General features: G+C 62.8%; 12 protein-coding genes and 1 pseudogene. 7 read left to right on the top strand and 6 right to left on the bottom strand.

The window, feature by feature from the left end; genetic code table 11:
- Window positions 1-13 precede the first annotated feature (13 nt).
- Complete coding sequence (locus GGR46_RS19955) at window positions 14-2,623, top strand: RHS repeat-associated core domain-containing protein (RefSeq protein WP_221262863.1); 2,610 nt, start codon at window positions 14-16, stop codon at window positions 2,621-2,623.
- The gene (locus GGR46_RS19950; RefSeq protein WP_343058262.1) at window positions 2,614-3,204 is read left to right on the top strand and encodes an Imm42 family immunity protein; all 591 of its coding nucleotides are present in this window, start codon (window positions 2,614-2,616) and stop codon (window positions 3,202-3,204) included. The genes GGR46_RS19955 and GGR46_RS19950 overlap by 10 nt, the downstream gene beginning before the upstream one ends.
- Window positions 3,205-3,677: 473 nt before the next feature.
- Here the strand turns inward: GGR46_RS19950 and GGR46_RS25555 are convergent, their stop codons facing one another.
- A complete protein-coding gene (locus tag GGR46_RS25555) occupies window positions 3,678-4,352 on the bottom strand; it encodes a LuxR C-terminal-related transcriptional regulator (protein WP_246426223.1) in 675 nt (224 codons plus the stop codon).
- 96 nt (window positions 4,353-4,448) lie between these two features.
- Between GGR46_RS25555 and GGR46_RS19940 the strand changes: the two genes are divergently transcribed.
- From GGR46_RS19940 to GGR46_RS19930, 3 genes are all read left to right on the top strand, one after another.
- Window positions 4,449-8,156, top strand: coding sequence for an autotransporter domain-containing protein (locus tag GGR46_RS19940; RefSeq protein WP_183999744.1), 3,708 nt, complete (start codon window positions 4,449-4,451; stop codon window positions 8,154-8,156).
- A 92-nt stretch (window positions 8,157-8,248) separates the two neighbouring features.
- On the top strand, window positions 8,249-8,830 hold the full coding sequence (locus tag GGR46_RS19935; protein WP_183999743.1) for a hypothetical protein: 582 nt from the start codon (window positions 8,249-8,251) through the stop codon (window positions 8,828-8,830).
- Window positions 8,827-9,237 carry a hypothetical protein gene (locus tag GGR46_RS19930; RefSeq protein WP_183999742.1) on the top strand — a complete coding sequence of 137 codons (411 nt, stop codon included), beginning with the start codon at window positions 8,827-8,829 and terminating at the stop codon, window positions 9,235-9,237. The genes GGR46_RS19935 and GGR46_RS19930 overlap by 4 nt, the downstream gene beginning before the upstream one ends.
- 312 nt (window positions 9,238-9,549) lie before the next feature.
- Here GGR46_RS19930 and GGR46_RS19925 read toward each other — a convergent pair whose 3' ends face one another.
- The 3 genes from GGR46_RS19925 to GGR46_RS19915 form a co-directional block, all read right to left on the bottom strand.
- On the bottom strand, window positions 9,550-9,729 hold the full coding sequence (locus GGR46_RS19925) for a hypothetical protein (RefSeq protein ID WP_183999741.1): 180 nt from the start codon (window positions 9,727-9,729) through the stop codon (window positions 9,550-9,552).
- Window positions 9,730-9,826: 97 nt separating this feature from the next.
- The gene (locus GGR46_RS19920; protein WP_183999740.1) at window positions 9,827-10,312 is read right to left on the bottom strand and encodes a hypothetical protein; all 486 of its coding nucleotides are present in this window, start codon (window positions 10,310-10,312) and stop codon (window positions 9,827-9,829) included.
- A 42-nt stretch (window positions 10,313-10,354) separates the two neighbouring features.
- On the bottom strand, window positions 10,355-13,654 hold the full coding sequence (locus GGR46_RS19915; RefSeq protein WP_183999739.1) for a PAS domain S-box protein: 3,300 nt from the start codon (window positions 13,652-13,654) through the stop codon (window positions 10,355-10,357).
- A 364-nt stretch (window positions 13,655-14,018) separates the two neighbouring features.
- Here GGR46_RS19915 and GGR46_RS25940 point away from each other — a divergent pair.
- Both GGR46_RS25940 and hutC read left to right on the top strand, forming a co-directional pair.
- Window positions 14,019-14,203, top strand: a pseudogene (locus tag GGR46_RS25940) (N-acetyltransferase); the annotation flags it as partial.
- Between the two features lie 834 nt (window positions 14,204-15,037).
- Window positions 15,038-15,748: a histidine utilization transcriptional repressor HutC gene (gene hutC, locus GGR46_RS19910; protein ID WP_343058261.1), complete on the top strand. Its 711-nt coding sequence runs from the start codon at window positions 15,038-15,040 to the stop codon at window positions 15,746-15,748.
- Between the two features lie 6 nt (window positions 15,749-15,754).
- Here the strand turns inward: hutC and GGR46_RS19905 are convergent, their stop codons facing one another.
- Together GGR46_RS19905 and GGR46_RS19900 are read right to left on the bottom strand one after the other, a co-directional pair.
- Entirely contained in the window at window positions 15,755-16,471 is a 717-nt protein-coding gene (locus tag GGR46_RS19905; protein WP_184000116.1) for a PepSY domain-containing protein, read from the bottom strand.
- Window positions 16,468-17,178, bottom strand: a complete 711-nt coding sequence (locus GGR46_RS19900) for a PepSY domain-containing protein (RefSeq protein WP_183999737.1) — start codon at window positions 17,176-17,178, stop codon at window positions 16,468-16,470. Before GGR46_RS19900 ends, GGR46_RS19905 begins: the two co-directional genes overlap by 4 nt.
- Window position 17,179: the final 1 nt, after the last annotated feature.

The following is a 17,179-nucleotide window of genomic DNA, read 5'->3' as shown; positions in this document are numbered from 1 at the left end:
GTCCGGAGATTTTATGCGATTTGCTCTCAAGGCAGCGCTTGGTTGCCTCTTGCTCCTGCCCGGCGTGAGCCACGGCCAGGATAGTCCCGCTTTTACGACGGATACGCGGTATGATTCTTCCGGCCGCAAGACCGGGGAGATGCTGCCGGATCCCGATGGCGCGGGGCCGCTGCACAACATTGGCACCCGCTATACCTATGATTCGGCGGACCGGCTGACGAGTGTCGAACAAGGGGAATTGCTCAGCTGGCCCGATGCCAGCGTGGCCCCGGCAGACTGGCCCAACTTCAATGTGAACAAGCGAACCGACTATCAATATGATAGCTTCGGCCGGAAGGTCCGGGAATCGCTGAGCAGCGCCGGCACGATCTATTCGGTCACGCAATATAGCTATGATGTGCTTGGCCGGCTGATCTGCACCGCCACCCGCATGAACTCGAGCCAGTTCGGCGGGTCCTTGCCAGATGCCTGCACTCTGGGGCCCCAGGGCAGCCAAGGCGCGGACCGTATCACGAAGAACATCTACGACGCGGCAGGGCAATTGCTGCAGGTCCGCAAGGCAGTCGGAACGAGCCTCGAGCAAGCCTATGTCACCTACAGCTATACGACAAACGGCAAGCAGGAATATGTCGTCGATGCCAACGGCAACAAGGCGCGGATGATCTATGACGGTCTTGATCGCCACAAGCAGTGGCAATTCCCCTCCGCGACTGCGCCGAGCGCCTATAACGGCTCGACGCCTGCCAATGCGCTGGCGACCTCAGGCGCGGTGAATCCCAATGATCGCGAAGAATATAGCTACGACGCCAACGACAACCGCACCTCCCTGAGGAAGCGGGACGGCCGCGTGTTCACCTATGGCTATGACGCGCTCAACCGGATGACGTCGAAGATCGTGCCCGACGCCTGTGTCGCTGGCTATGCCTGCACCAGCGTGAATGCCAGCGCCACGCGTGATGTCTATTACAGCTATGATCTGCGAGGGCTGCAGACCGCGGCGCGCTTCGACAGTGCCAGCGGCGCCGATGCGGTGCTGAGTGGCTGGGATGGGTTCGGGCGACAGTCCTCGAGCACCACCAGCATGGGCGGAGTGAGCCGCAGCCTGGGCTATCAATATGACGCCAATGGCAATCGTGTTCGCATCACCTACCCTGATAACCACTTTGTGAATTATTACCGGGATGGCCTGGACCGGCTCTATTACACCGATCTTGATGGAACTATCGGGCTCTTCTATCCACCCTATGATGAAGCCGGACGAGTTTCCACGCTCTACCGATATAATCAATGGGGGGCATCTTGGGGGTTCGGAACCAACTATGGCTATGATGGCGTCTCCCGACTGACGAGCTATAGGCATAACTTCTCGAGCGGCGGCAATGTCCTGACGACATTGGCCTATAATCCGGCGAGCCAGATCGTCAGCCGCGCGCGGGACAATGACGACTATCGCTTCACCGGCTATGTGAATGTTGACCGGCCCTATACGCGGAACGGTCTCAATCAATATACGAGTGCTGGTGGCGCTGGAGGCGTGGTGTTTGCCTATGATGCGAACGGCAATCTGATCTCCGAGGGCAGTACGAATTACGCCTATGATGCCGAGAACCGGCTGGTAGCGAGTTCGGCGGGCGTCGCGCTCGTCTATGATCCGCTCGGCCGCCTGTACCAGGTCTACCGCGGCGGAGTGAGCGATACGCGCTTCCTCTATGACGGCGATGCACTGATCGCCGAATACGACGGCTCGGGCACCCTGCTGAAGCGCTACGTACACGGTGCTGCAGATGGCGTGGACGACCCGCTGGTAGAGTTCAACGGGACCAGCACCTTTCCGCGCTACCTGTTCGCGGATCATCAGGGCTCAATCATCGCGGTGGCCGATGGGGACGGCAGCCGCATCGCGGTGAACAGCTATGACGAATATGGCATTCCCGCCAGCGGCAATAGCGGGCGCTTCCAGTACACTGGTCAGGCCTGGATCCCCGAGCTGGGCATGTATCACTACAAGGCCCGCATCTACTCGCCGACGCTCGGGCGCTTCCTGCAGACAGATCCGATTGGGTACCAGGATCAGGTCAATCTATATGCCTATGTCGCCAATGATCCCATCAATCACACCGATCCAAGCGGGAACTGCATTGAAGATTTATGCATCGGCGAGGGTGCCGTTGCGGCTTGTCTCGCATCACAAGCCTGCACAGCTGGCGCTGCTGCTCTCATTGCGGGAACAGCGTACTATGGTGGCAAGCTGATCCAAGCCATTGTTGGAGGGCCGCCAAAATCGCCACCACGACGTACGCCTTCGGTATCGACGCAGCGTACTGCATCTGCGTCTCCGCCGCCCGATGACAATGACCCACATAACAAGCCTGCTGAAAGGGAATCAAACCCCAAGCACCATAAGAATTCGCAGAGCCCTGAACCTGAAAACGTCCGTGAATTGTATAGCAAGTCAGTTCAAGACAAGAGTGGCGTGCGCTGGACAAGGGATTCTGACGGTGTATTCCATCGATTCTCTAGGCCGAGCAATGGAAAGACGCACTGGAATGGATCAACTTCTGGGAATGATCCCATTCAGTTAAGAAATATCCCGAACGAAATACTTAAGAGAAAATGGGACTAATAATGCATATACTCGTGGGAAACCCGGAGATGCTGGCGATAGAATCGTGCGTTGACGAATTTGTCGCGCAGAAGAGTCAAATGGGCATCGGATATTTTCTGATACACGTCGGAGGTAGGCAATACGGTGTTAAAAAGCCCCGAGCTTGCGTAATGGGTAATTCATATAACGAGATTGTATCCAGGATTAGCCAGGATGGTAAGCATATCCTCAATTCATCATCGAAAATTGATTCGAAAGAACTTTCAATTTATATCTTAAACTCTATTTATAATCGAGGATTTGAGGGCGGCGTAATTCCCTCTCAGTGGAGCAAGGAGATTGATGATAATTTGTACGCCAATGCGCTAATATGGGCGCCAGATGGCGACTCTGCATTTGATGATGGTAGTCACGTCGTGCAAGTTGACGATGGGCAATTCGCGCGAATAACAGCCTTTATAAATGCAGAGACACAGGACGAGTTTGAGAATAGCATTAGCGATGTAATATTGAGACGAGAGACGTTTTACGAAACGCTCGGTGCCTGGGCGCGAGAATTTGACGGCCAATGGAAAGTTTTTCTCAATAGTTTATCATAAGCGCTTCCTTCAAAGATTTGGTTGTGGTCGATTGAGTTTGGCATCGTCTGTGCGGCGCCGCTCACTGCTCGGCCTGTCGACTTCCATGCGCTCGTCCCGGCGGCCTGACTGAGCGATCTGGCTTGCCGAGAAGAGGAGGGCGGCTTCGCGCTCCAATCCCGGCCGTTGATCGTGATCTGCGATCATACCGAAAGCAGCCGTTCGTTCGCGTCCCAGTCACTTGAGCTCGCAAGAAGTCGATCGTCTCGTTGGGCCGCTGTCGATCTAGGCTGCAACGCATCCCATTAGCTTGACGTCGACGTCGCGCCATCGACGGGTGCGGCGGAAGGGCGGGCCAGGGACGAGGGCGCCGAAAGCTGAACTAAGCGTAGGGGGCGTGCACTTCCTCACCATGCCCCTCGCGCGGACGACGCCCTTGCCGCGGAGCAAGCCGGCTTGACTGCCGCTGAGGCGTGCCTGCATGCGCCCATCGATCACATCGTTGCCCTAGTGTCCTCGCTCACCTTTCGCACCAGCTCGACCACGGAAGTGGCGGCGAAGCGCTGCATTATCCGCGCCCGATGAAACTCTACCGTGCGCGGGCTGATGGCCAGGCGCAATGCGATCGCCTTGTTGCTGGCGCCTTCCTGCAACGCGAGCATCACCTCGCGCTCGCGCGCCGTGAGCTTGCCGGACAGGGCGATAAGCTGGGGGTCGGTGAGCGAAACGGGTGCTGGTCGCGCGACATGTCTGAGCATAGTAATTAGCCAGCCGGCCGCGTTGTTCGCGCCATCGAACGCCTCCACCGTGACGTGCCATTCGACGCAGCCGGGCGCGTCGATGCTGACCAAACCGTCCCAGCCGCCCTGCGATGCCATCTCCGCCATCGCCACGTCCACATCGACGCCAAGCATGCCCAGAATCGCCAGCCCGTGGGTGGCGTAGGCCCCGGCGCCGAGGAGCCGGGTGATCGCGGAGTTGAGGAAGTGTACGGTAAAGTCGCGGTCGAAGACGGCGACGCCGATAGACGAATGATCGATCGCGGCGTGGATAAGTTCTCGCGAAGAAATTCCGAGAACATGCTCCTGGGATGGTTGTGCGACTTTCGAAATAAATATTTCTCCTTGCTGCGGAACTATCTTCTGCGAAAATTTTCTTCGGTAGATCAATTATTTGACCTAGTAGTGATACGAGTATCTACGCCCAAAGGTTGCGGCTAAGCGAAAACTAATCCGGGGGGACCTGATTCCAGGAGACCGGCTTCAATGTTCGCTTCGCACGTGATGGCTTTTGCCACCCCGACCACCAAGCTGCGCCTCGCGCTCCTCGGTAGCGTATCCACCGCCGCAGCAATGCTGCTTCTGCCCACCAGCGCCGCCGCGCAGGCGACAACCTGTTCGCAGACCGGCACCACGATCACCTGCGTCGATGGCGCGGCCACGGTCCTGACCGGCACCACGACCGCCGGCAATGCGACGATTCCGGGCCCAGGCTTGGTGACGGTCGATACGACCAGCCCGGCAACGACGACCTATACCGCCACCGGCCCGATTTCGACGACGGGCTTGACCGCGGTCAACCTGACTTCCACCGGCGGTGCGCTCAGCCTCACCCCTGCCGGCGCCGGCGCGCCGGTGAACATCAATGTCATCGGCGGTGTCGCTGCCAATGGTGTGACGCTCAATACGCTCGCCCAGCCGGCCACCGTCACGGTGGGTAACATTGCGACCAGCGGCGCCAATTCGTTCGGCGTGCTGTCGACGGCCGGCACCGACCTCACGCTGCGGACCGGAAACATCAACGTCAGCGGCGCGAACAGCACCGCGATCGACGCGGGCGCCCAGACCGGCGTCATCTCGACCACCGCGGGCGACATCATCGCGACCGGCCGCGGCATCCGAACGATCTCGGCGACCAACGGCGCGAATACCACCGTCGTCGGTAATGTCGTGACGGGCGATCGCGCGATCCTCGCCAATGGCGGCACCGTGTCGGTCACTGCCGGCAACGTCACCACCTCGATCAACGGTGCCACTACGCCCGGCGGTTACGGCATCGCGGCGCAGGGCTTCACCGGCAACGTGACGGTCCGTGCCGGCACCGTCAGCACGGTGAACGGCGCCGGCATCATCGCCAATGCGTTCGGCCCGACCGGCGCGATCGACGTGGGCGGCTGCCCGAGCGTCACCACGACCGGCGACAATGCAACCGCGGTCTCGGCGCAGGCCGCGGGCACGGGATCGGTGACGGTCAATTGCGGCGCGCTCTCCACGACCGGCCTCAACAGCAACGGCGTGTTCGCGACCTCGGTCGGCGGCAATGTGGCGGTCAACACCACTTCGGCGGCGACGTCGGGCGTCGGGTCTTACGGCGTCACCGCCAACACCATCGGTACCGGAACGGTGACCACCAATGCGGGGGTGATCACCACCGCCGGCAACGGCGGCACAGGTCTCTATAGCCGCGCCGTCAACGGCGCGATCGATGCCGGCTACGGCAATATTACGACGTCGGGTATTGCGGCGGGCGCCAACAGCGCCGCGGCACTCGATCTCGCCTCGACCGGCACGATCAACCTGCGCGGCAACGGTGCAACGCTGCGCGCCAACGGCGCCGGCGTGACCGCCGCGATCGTCACCGGCGCGGGCGTCACTGGCAATCTGGGCAACGTCACCACCACAGGTGCCGGATCGCAGGGTGCGATCATCACCTCGACCGCTCCCGTGAACCTGACCGTTGGCACCGTGGCGACGACCGGCAATGGCCTGATCGTCAATGCCGCTACCAACGCCGTCACGCTCACCACCGGCGCAGTCACCGCGACCGACGCCGGCGCGACCGGCACGGTCATCAATAGCACCGGCGCAGTGACCTTCACCGGCGGCAGGCAGGCAGCGAATGGCGCGAATGCGCTTCGCATCACAGGCGGTGCCGGCGCGATCAACGCCACGGTTGCCGGAGCAGGCACCACGGGCGCGGGGACGGCGGTCGTCATCACCGGCACCGGTCCGGTGACGTTCGCCAATAGCGGCACGATCACCACCACCGGCGCCGCTTCCGACGGCATCAACATCGTCACGCCCGGCACCATCGCCATCACCGGCGGCCAGGTTGCCACCACCGGCGCCGGCAGCCGCGGCATTGTCGCCAATGGCGGCGGCGCGGTCACCGTCTCGGCGACCGGCGTCACCACCACCGGTGCGACCGCGAATGCGATCGTGGCGAACAGCACCGCCGGCTCGGTGGGCGTCTCGCTCAGCGGCGCCAACAACTCGGCCAGCCTCGACGGCGTGAACATTGCTGCGGCGACCACCGCCAATCTCGCGCTGACCTCGGGCACGCTCGGAGGCCTGAACAACGGTGCGACGATCACCTCGGGCACGGGCGCCACGGTGACTAACGCCGGCACGATCAACGGCGGCAACTATGCCCTCGCAGTCAACGGTGGCGCGGCGACCGTCAACAACAACGGTACAATCAACGGGCGCATCCTGCTGACCGCCAATGGCGATACGGTGAACAACACCGGCACCTTCAACGCGAACAGCAACAGTGATTTCGGCGGGGGCGCGGATGTGTTCAACAACGCCGGCACGCTCCGGGTTCTCGGCCTGGCGACGACCGCCGGCACGGTGACGCTGACCGGGCTGGAGACGTTCAACAACAGTGGCCTGGTCGATCTGCGCAACGGCCATGTCGGCGATGTGCTGGTTCTGCCGGGCAGCTATACGGGCAGCGGCGCAGCGCAGCTCGGAGTCGATGTCGATCTTATTGCCTTCACCGGTGACCAGTTGCGCATCGGCGGCGCAGCGACAGGCACGACGATCGTCTCGATCGCCGCGCTCAACAATGTGCCGGCAGTGCTCAGCACCAGCGCAGGCGCAGTGGTGGCGCAGGCCGGCGCGGCATCGTCCGCAACGGCCTTCACGCTCGACGGCGGCAGCGTCGATCAGGGGCTGATCCAGTACGGCATCGTCTACAACCCGACGACCTTCGCCTACAGCCTGGTCGCCACGCCGGGCGTCGGAGTCTATCGCGCCTCGCTGTTCGCCGAAGGGGTGCGCAACCTCTGGTTGCAGTCGGGCGACAGCTGGTCGGGCCATATGCGCGAGCTGCGCGACAATGTCGCGGCCAATGGTCCTGGTGGCGCTGGCGGGCGCGTCTGGGCTCAGGTGCTCGGCCAGGTCGAGCAGCGCGGCAGCAACCGCAGTTTCGCGTTCAACGGTGTCGCGACGCCCGTCGACCTCAGCTACAAGCAGGACTATTTCGGTGGCCAGATGGGCATTGATCTCGGCGTGCCGGCCGGCGAGGGCGGCTTCGCCTTCGGCCTGACCGGCGGCTATCTCAACTCCAACCTGAACTTCGCCAACTCGCCCGACCGGATCAATTTCGATGCGGTTAACGGCGGCGTCTATGCCAGCCTCAATGCCGGCAGCTTCTTCATCAACGCGCTCGCTAAGTACGACTATTACTGGGGTGACAATGTCAGCATCTCCGGGCGCTATACCCAGAAGCTCAAGGGGTCGATCTATGGCGGCAAGGCGGAGGCGGGCGTCCGCTTCGGCAGCAAGCTCTGGTTCGAGCCGGCGGCGAGCGTTTCGTACACGCATTCCGATTTCGACAATTTCGGTAATGCGTCGGGCAGTTTCGCCTTCAACGACCAGGACGGCGTGCGCGGCCGTGGTGGCGCGCGGATCGGCTTCACCAGCGATATCGGCGCCGCCAAGATGACGCTCTATGGCGGCGGCAACTATGTCCATGAGTTCAAAGGCCAGGACCAGGTTACCTTCACCAGCGGCAGCCAGACGGTGCGCTTCGGCAACCAGCGGCTGAGCGACTATGGCGAAGGGCTGCTGGGCCTGAACATCGGCTCGCAGCACGGCGCGATCAGCGGCTTCTTCGAGGGCCGCTATGCCAATGGCGGCGACTATGAAGGCTATGGCGGCCGCGCCGGCGTCCGTTTCCGCTTCTGATCTAGCGAGAGCAAGGGGTGTTATGGGTCGTCTCGCAAGAGGCGGCCCGTGCGCATTTGGTGTGGATCTATTTCTGTGCCACCCGGATAATGGTGAAGACGCCGCTCGATGGTTGCGTGGCGCCGCTCCACGATATCGCCGAAACCTGGCTCGGCGCACAATATGAGCTGGAGGATGGCGAACTGCAGCGGCCGTTCGCGGCGTTTCTGGAGACGAGCCGCGTCCTTTGCGGCTTGCTGGTCGCCAAGACCCATCTGCTCGACTCGAACACCAACCTCGCCTCGCCGAAGACCACGCTCGATCGAAGGCTGGGCGCGCAGAAGTCGACGCTCGAGGCGATTGACCAGTTGAATAAGGCGGCAAACAATCTCGCCGGCACGGTCGACGGCTTCGACCGGGCGGTACGTGGTCGCTCCGGGTGGCGATTACCGCGCCTGGCAGCGGGCGATCCCTCGCGCGACTGGGCCAACCAGGCGATCGTCGAGCTGTCCCATGATCGCAACCGCGGCGGGGCACCGCGCTTGGTCCCCCGTCCCTGCCTTACGATCCGCATCGCGCCCCATGCAGCCCATGCTTGCCAACGCCTTGATCCGCGCACGGTCGAGCAGGCGCAGCTGCAATTTCCGCCGAACGAAAAGGTGCGGATCGAGGAACCCTCGGACGCCAAGCAATGATGGACCTGCGCGGTGCCGATGCAGATCCCCGAGCGCAACCCGGAGACGCGCTGGCTGGCGCGGCTGGTCCGCCCGAAGCCGAAGTGACTATCGGCCACCGGGTCGAAGACGACAATGCGATTCTGATCGATGGCGCGATGGTCGAGCTTGAGTTCGTTGGCTGGAGCGAGCGCCTGGCTGGCGCCCTCGCGGTCACCGGCCTGACCGGGAGCGGTCTGATCCAGCTCTCGCTCGACGGCACCGAGGACGTCGTCAGCTGCCGGGCGCGGCCCGGCGGCAAGAAGATCGGCGCGCCATCGCTGTTTCTGGCGCTAATCGACGCGCTCGACCTCTCCGCCCCGCTAGCTCCCTCCATGCACGAAGCTTTCGACATCCTGTGGCAATCCGCCGGCTCGCGCGACGGCTAACCGTCTTTCCCAGACGGGAAGTGGTCGGGGGCTCAGCCTTCGCGGGCAGCGCTATAGGTGAGCAAACAAGGTCCGCTCCCCTAGCCCTTGCAATACAAACCCGACATTCCGTTTACGGCCCATCACTTGCCATTCCCATAGCACGTGTGAGCTCCTGAATGACAATGCTAGCTTGTGCCAGTGGCAAAAGTGTCAGGACACGATAAGCCTGGGCTTTCCAACCGATCCGAGCCTTCTGCCACTACATGTAGATGGCGCCAGTGCGCTGGCGGCATATTCTGAGCTGAACAGCTTGGGACTAAGCGCTCGATCTTAGTGGTGTTGATCGGCTTCCCAGACCTGACAAGGTACGCCCTTGCCTTCCCACACGTCTATTTCGCTTCGCAGATAGCCATTGTTCTGAAGCCAGTCGTCGATGTGCTGCCCGGGTTCGGGATCGAACTGCTTCGGGAAGCCATAGCGCCAGCCATTAGGCGGATCGATCAGGCGCATCAATTTTCTACCGTTGTGGAACGCCGCCCCAGCTCGACCATGAAGCAGGCCCAGTCGCGCAAAATCGCGTCAAAGGCTTCGACCGCGGCGTGGTCGCTCACGCAGCGAACCTCTGTTCGATCTGGAAATCCAGGCCAGCGGCGATTGGGGATGACTGCTCCTCCGCAGCCATTTCCAGCACATGTGCCATGGCATCCGAGACCATCGCGCACGCCAATGGCTCGCTCCAATCGAACCCCGCCCGAACGATCGCCTCATCCTCAAGCAGCGGACCGTATCGCCGGCGCAGGCGACTTCGTACCTCCACGTGGCCGCTCGCAATCATGGCGGCGAAAACCTGAACATGCTGACTGCCGACCAGAGCGCTGATCGTGCAGGTGTAAAGTTCCGGATCTCCGCATTTTCCAGAATCACCCTGACCATACTCCGGCGAACGGCGGGCGAGCGAGAGGTCGCAATCTGCCTCGGTAATGGGATCGCGAAGCTGAACTGGGCCCAGCGCGATCCTCCATCGGCGCGGGCTGCCGCCATTCTGGTTCACGAGCGCGGTAACGAGAAAATCCCGTAATTGGCTGGCGGTCATCCTGTTGACCTGCCCATGCCCGCGTGCATTGGCAACGAAGGTTCAGGGGAGTCGGTCGAATATCTCACGCAGCTCATCGAGATCGAGCGGCTTGGGCAGGACGAAATCGACATGCGCCGGAGCGTCCCCACCTGTCGGCATGCGACGCCCCCAGCCTGTGAGCAGTACCACCGGTGTTTCCGGGAACAGCTCCTTAACGGCCTGCGAGACCTGGTTGCCATCGACATAGGGCATACCGAGATCGGTGACCACGAGATCGAATCGTTCCCCCTTGTCCCGGGCCACACGCAGCGCATCAATGCCTGCTTGTCCGCCATCGGCAGCGGTGATCGCGTGCCCTCGGATCTCGAGCACCGTTTGCGTCGAGCGGAGCACAGCAGGGTCATCATCGACCAGCAGCAGCCGAAATGTTCGCTCTCCATTGCGCATGGCCGATTGCGGTTTTGCCGGGCGAATCTTGCCCACTGTGGCGAATTCGAGCCGCATCCGTGTGCCCGTGCCCGGCGCGCTATCGATATCAAGCACTGCCTTGTGCCGCTGCGCGGCACCTTTGACCATCGCTAGGCCAAGGCCCGTCCCACGCTCACCTTTGGTCGTGAAAAAGGGTTCGAGGCAGCGCTCGCGCGTTTCTTGGTCCATGCCGGCTCCGGTATCGCCAACCTCGAGCCGGACGCGCGGCTTGCTACCCGGAGCCGCCGGGCGCGTCTCGGTGCGAACGGTGATCGCCCCGCCCTCGGGCATCGCATCGACGGCGTTGAAGATTAGATTGGTCATCGCTTCGCGCAGCTCGGCTGCATTGCCCATGATGCGCGGCAGATCAGCCTCAAGCTGGGTTGAGACTGTGACGACGGCTCCGCGTTGCTGCGGCATGTCGCTCCAACGCGCGCGGGTCAGTTCGACGATCTGCGGTATCAGCGTGTTCAAGTCGAGCGGTTCGAGTTCGGTATCGGCGTCGGGACGATAGAAATCGCGCATCCGCGCAACCGTCGCCGCCACATCCTTGATGACGCGTCCGACAAGCTCGAGATAATCGCGTACCTCGGAAGGGACCTCCAGGTTCCGCTCGACGAGCGACTGGGTATAGATCGAGATTGGCGAGATCGCATTGTTGATATCATGCGCGATACCGCTCGCCATCTGCCCGATCGCTCGCAACCGCTCCTGCTCGATCACCGCCTGCTGGGTGTGCTTGAGATCGTCATAAGCCTGCTGAAGGCTGTCGCGCAGCTGTGCCTGGTGTGCCGCGAGCCCGACATGTTCGGCCAATTGCCGCAGGAACTCGCAATCGCCGCTTGAAAAGGCCCCGGCATCGCACCGCGACACGACCAGTACGCCAAACACCTCGCTCTCGAATTGCAGGGGCGCGACCACCAGCGAGCGCAGTCCCCGCGCCGCGAGCCGGGACGGGAAGGCAAATCTGACCTCGGCAATGTCAGGCTCATAGACCAATTCACCGGCAACACAGCGCGACAGGCCATTGCCATCAAGCGAGATCGAAGCGTTCTCGGTAATGCCGAGTTCCTCGCCTAGTGGAGCGCTACCGACGCCAACATGCGCAACCGTGAGGCCGTGACTCACACGGTCATAACGGCAGATACAGGCAAAATCGGCGGGAAGCCGGTCCTCCAGCGTCCGCACCACGACCTGGAAGATGCTATGGACATCCTGACGCTGCCCGACCGCACGGGTGATCTGTTCGAGCAGGTGGAGGCGGTCGAGCTGCGACTGGAGCCTCGCGCCAGCAATCTTGCGGTCGGTGATGTCGCGTACAAAGGCGGTGAAGGTAGTTGCCTCACCCATCCGGATCGGCGTGATCGCCAGCTCTACCGGAAATTCCTGGCCATTGCGGTGCAGTCCTTCGAGCTCGATACGCTGGCCCAGCACATGCGCTTCTCCAGTAGACAGATAGCGCTCCATCCCGGCGCGATGCGCCGGCCGATAACGTTCGGGCATCAGTATCTCGTCAACAGACCGCCCGAGCACTTCGGCTTCCGCCCAGCCGAACGTCCTCTCCGCTTGCGGATTCCAGGCGGTGATCACGCCAGCACCATCGATCGTCACCACCCCGTCGAGCGCAGATTCGACGACCAGTTGATTGCGTCGCTCACTCTCTCCCAGTGCGCTCTCGGCACGCCGATGCTCGGTGATGTCCGTCGAGATGCCGAACACCGCATAGATCTGCCCAGCCTGGTCCCGAAGGGGCGACTTGACCGAGAGGAAAATGCGCGCCTCCCCATCGACCGAGGCCATCTCTTCCTCTGTCAGCGGCCTGCCAACCTTCGCAACACGGGCATCCATCGCACGGAAGATGTCCGCCTCCGCCCGCTCGAACAGATCGTAGTCGGTCCTGCCGACCATGGCCTCCCGGTCGACGCCGAAGATGTCGGCATAGCGCTGGTTGACCATCAGATAGGAGCCGGCAAGATCCTTGACATAGATTACAGCGGGGCTGTTCGTGATGATCGCCTCGATCAGGTCCTGGCTCCGCCGCTCTGCCGCAGTCCGTTCTGCGACGCGTGCGTCGAGTTCCTGGTTCAGCGCCATCAACGCACGCTCGGCTTCGCGGCGCCGCGCCGTGTCCGCCGCACCGATCTGGGTGAGATTGAAGAGGAGCAGCGCCTCCCCGACGAACTTCCCCAGATGCGCGACCATGGCAAAGGAATCGCTGGGCGCACGCGAATAGAGAATGGCGCAATGGGCTATGATGAGGAAGATTGCCGTCGGTGCAATCGCCCGCGCGATTTCGGACTCGCGACGGCATTTCCAATATCCGTAGGCGACGGCACTCCAGAGCAAAGGCACCGATATCAAAGTAGGACGCGTGATACCGAGAAGGCCCGGCTCGCTGTAGCGCGGGACCGTGAGGAAGACGGCCACAAGCGCGATCGATAGCAATAGGAGCGCCGCCGCGAAGGGTAGCACTACCCGGCGAGGCCGCCGTCTCAGCAGCAGCGAAGCTCCAACCCCGATCACCAGGAGGTGCGCCGGCGGCCCCCAGGTCCCCGCCCGTAGCCGGACATCCGCGGTCGTCCCGCCGCCAAGCCAGCCGAGGACCGCGACAACATGGACCAGTTCGCCAACTGCAAGCGTTGCGAAGGAGATGGTCAGGAACAGGGGCCAGCTTTCATCGCCGCGCCGGCTGACCTCCCATAACAGCAACGCTATCAGCGCGCCGGTCAATGCCACGCTGGTATCGAGTACGGTGTGCAGCGCGGGATCATGCGAATGGAAAGCCAATATCGATCCGCTTCCAAGCAGGAACAGGACCAGCGCGATCGCAAGATTTGCCGAAAAGCTCAGTGCTATCGGCGCACGAATGGATGTTTCGGCCTCGACAGCCATAATCCCTCTCTACGCAACCGCGGCGCTTCGGTCGCGACCGGCCCAGCGCCGCACTCGGATCGATAGAACTAATTAAATCCAGCGACAGAATTCTGCAAGTGTACGTCGCGACACGCCGCGCTGATACTAGGCGCTATATCTCGATATTTCGGCTGCCTGTATTGGCGATATCAGTTTCACGTGACCGCGCACCGGCAGAATATCACCAGCATATTACCAGTTAGTGGTGCACGGGTGTTCAATGGTCCGGGGAATTCTACCCATTGCTCCGGGCAAGTTTATTCGCCCGGCCCATCACCTTCAGGATCGCGGACACGCGATCGGAACGAGATTTGGGTATCGCTGTGCCTATGCGCGACGCCCTGCCTTCATGATGCCCCTCCCCGACTCAAACGAAATGCTGAAGGGTCTCGATGGCCGGCTAGGCTCATCAACCTCCTGTGGCGCCTGCATGGCGGCTTCGCTGGCCGTCCCAATGGGAGGACAATGCGCGTGCCTCTGATGGGAGTGAAGAAGCATCTTCAAGCCTCGCGAATGGCGTCGCAGTTGTTTATCGGCTTCGATCCAGGCTTCAATGCGGAGCATCCGGAATTGTCTTGAGACCGACGTGATCGAGACAGGCGATGATCCGGCGGATCGCTATTGCCGCCGCTATTCCAGCTGGCCCCAGGCCGAGCAGGAGCATGCCGAGACATTGGAAAGATTTCGCCGCCGCTAGGCGCTGAGGCGCGCGCCTCTATGGGGCAGCGGAGCGCCAGACCATCGGGCGCACGGCGTCGGTTCATCCGTGCGATCGCCGATTTGCACCGCATCGGCCATCCACGGCGATGTGACGCCCGGCCGACACGAACCGGCCGGGCGCCTCCTATCAGAATCGGTCGGCGCGCGAGCGGCGTCCGCTTCATCGTCGGCGGCCCGCCGCCGACCAACCGGGAACGGGCTCCCCCGCGACGCGGCCGGATCGGCGGCGCAGGGTCGGGCTTCGCGCCTAAAGGCGGCACTTGTCGCCGAGCGCGCCGCCCGGCCGCAGAGCGCGAGCGCCCGCGGGGCCGCGATCAGGCGCCGCACCCTGTCCGGGCAAGCGCAGCGGCCCGGCAATGTGCGTCCTCAGCCCCGCTCCATATTCCGGTGACAGCCCCGGGGGATGACGACAGGCTCGTATCAGGACCAAAAAAGCGACACGGACCCGCAGGCTATATGAGAACACTTGAAAGCAGATCGCCTTCGGCTTCAAGGACAGGGCCTGCCAACCTCGCCTTCAGAAACCACCATTTCGGAGAGGCGGCATGGCGTGCCCGGCACAAAGCCTTATATACAGCTTCGATGAGCGACAGCGACCTATTTGCCTCGAATTCAGGCAGTTCAAACGCGTTGGCAGGTAGCGTGACGGAGCCGCGTTACCGCGAGATCAAGCGATCGATCGTCGCTTCGATCCGCTCGGGAATGCTAAAACCCGGCGACCGGGTGCAGTCCGAAGCCGAGATCGTCGAGCAGTTCGGCGTGTCGCGGATGACCGCGAACCGGGCGCTGCGCGAGCTCACCGATGCGGGCCTGCTGACGCGCCGTTCCGGCGCAGGGACCTTCATCGCCGACGCCAAGCCGATCGGGCACATGATCGAGATCCGCAACATCGCGGACGAGATCCGCGCGCGCGGTCATGCCTATCGTTCCCGCGTGCTCAGGAACGATGCGATCAAGGCGGACGCCAAGCAGGCTACACTGCTCGACGTCCGCGTCGGGGTCCGGCTGTTCCACAGCATCATCGTCCACCATGAGGCGGACTTCCCGATCCAACTCGAGGATCGACTGGTATTGGCCTCCGCGGCGCCCGGCTATGGTGAGACGGACTTCCACCAGCAGACGCCGAACGAGTATCTCACCCGGATCGCTCCGATCGCCCGGGTCGAGCACCGCGTGACCGCGGCGCTTCCCGATCCGGAGGTCCGCGCGCTGCTCGGCATGCAGGAACTGGACCCGGTACTGGTGATGGACCGCCGGACCTGGAGCGGCGATCGGCTCGTCTCGCACGCCACCCTCACCCATCCGGCGAGCCGCTACGCGCTGACTGCGACCTTCGAGGTCAAGCTCGACTGAGCGCGGTCAGGCTACCGGCTTGCGCCGGCGCAGCCAGCGGAAGTCCGACTTCCGGAAGCTCTTGAACAACAAGTAGAAGCCGGTTCCCGACAGCCAGAGCACACCGAACGCGACGAGGATGATCAGCGGATGATTGAAGCTGGTCCGGCTGAAATAGTCCATGTTGTGGAGCATCCAGAAGAAGTCCCAGGTGCGCCAGGTGTCGCCGCGGGTGACGAGATGCCGCCCGGTCGTCGCAGACACATAGACGCTCGAATTCTCGGCATCCTTGAAGTCGATCCGCCACATCGGTGCGACATGCTCCCGGGCCTCCAGATTGGGCCGCTCCAGCAAGGTCGCGCGCAGGGCCGGCGCATTCGCGACGTGTCCGGCGATCTGTGTTGCCAGGGCGTTGTCGATCCGTACCGGCGCCCCGGTGCGGGCATCGACCAGACGAACGCCCGAGCCGGTCGTCAGCTCGTATACCGGGGTTCCGGCGAGGTCGCGCAGGACCAGGCCACTGACCGCGGTCTGGCCGGCAGCACGCGCGGGGTCGATCAGGCCGTCGGTCGCCACCGCCATGACATGCATCGCCGGCCCGTCATGGCCGCCGACCGCATCGGCATCGAGCAGCGCCATCATCGATCCGCTGAGTGCCCAGAGAATGAACTGGATGCCGAGGACCAGGCCCACCCATTTGTGGATGCGGCGAAACAGCAATTGGGAGATTCGCAGGCGCATCAGACCGACTTTCGCTTCTTGCGACGGGGAAAAGCCCAGACGAGCAGCCAAGCGCCGGTCAGTGCCATGGCGAGCGCAGTCCAGGTGGCGACGCGCAACAGGGGATTGTTGACGTCCGAGCGGTCGCGATAATCCATGATGTGCAGCATCCAGGCGAAGTCGAAGACCCGCCACAGCTGGTGCCGCCGGGCGAGCAATTCGCCGGTCTGGGGCGCGATGTAGAGCGTCGGCCGGTTCCAGCCGGCGAACTCAACCTGCCAATAGGGCGGCTTGCGCTTGCCCATTTCCTGGACCGGCCTGGTGAGCCGGACCGCGCTGACGATCTCGGCATCACCGGTGAAGCGCGCCTTCGCCGCCGCCCGGGCCTCCGCCTCGCTCAACTCGCCGAGCCGCCCGCCGGTCCTGGCATCGAAGACCGCCACGCCGTCTTCGCCCTGCACCCGCCATGCGGGCTGGCCGAGGCGGGAAATGAGCCGTACTTCGCTCGCGCCGGGCACCGCCGAAGCTGCGGCGGATGGCGGGGTCAGCCCGACGAGCGCGACGCTGGGCGCCGCGACCGGGCGGACGAGATGGTCGCCATGGATGGTGTCGATATGGACGACCACCATGTAGAAGCCGGTCGCGGTCCAGAAGACAACCTGGAGCCCGATCAGCAGTGCGAGCCATTTGTGGATCCGCCGCACCAGCTGCGGCCATCGGATCTTCCGCATC

This window comes from Sphingomonas kyeonggiensis (genome assembly GCF_014196745.1).
In the GTDB taxonomy this organism is placed as follows: domain Bacteria; phylum Pseudomonadota; class Alphaproteobacteria; order Sphingomonadales; family Sphingomonadaceae; genus Sphingomonas; species Sphingomonas kyeonggiensis.
Note: the sequence above shows the minus strand (reverse complement) of the source record. Positions and strands in the feature narration are given on the sequence as shown.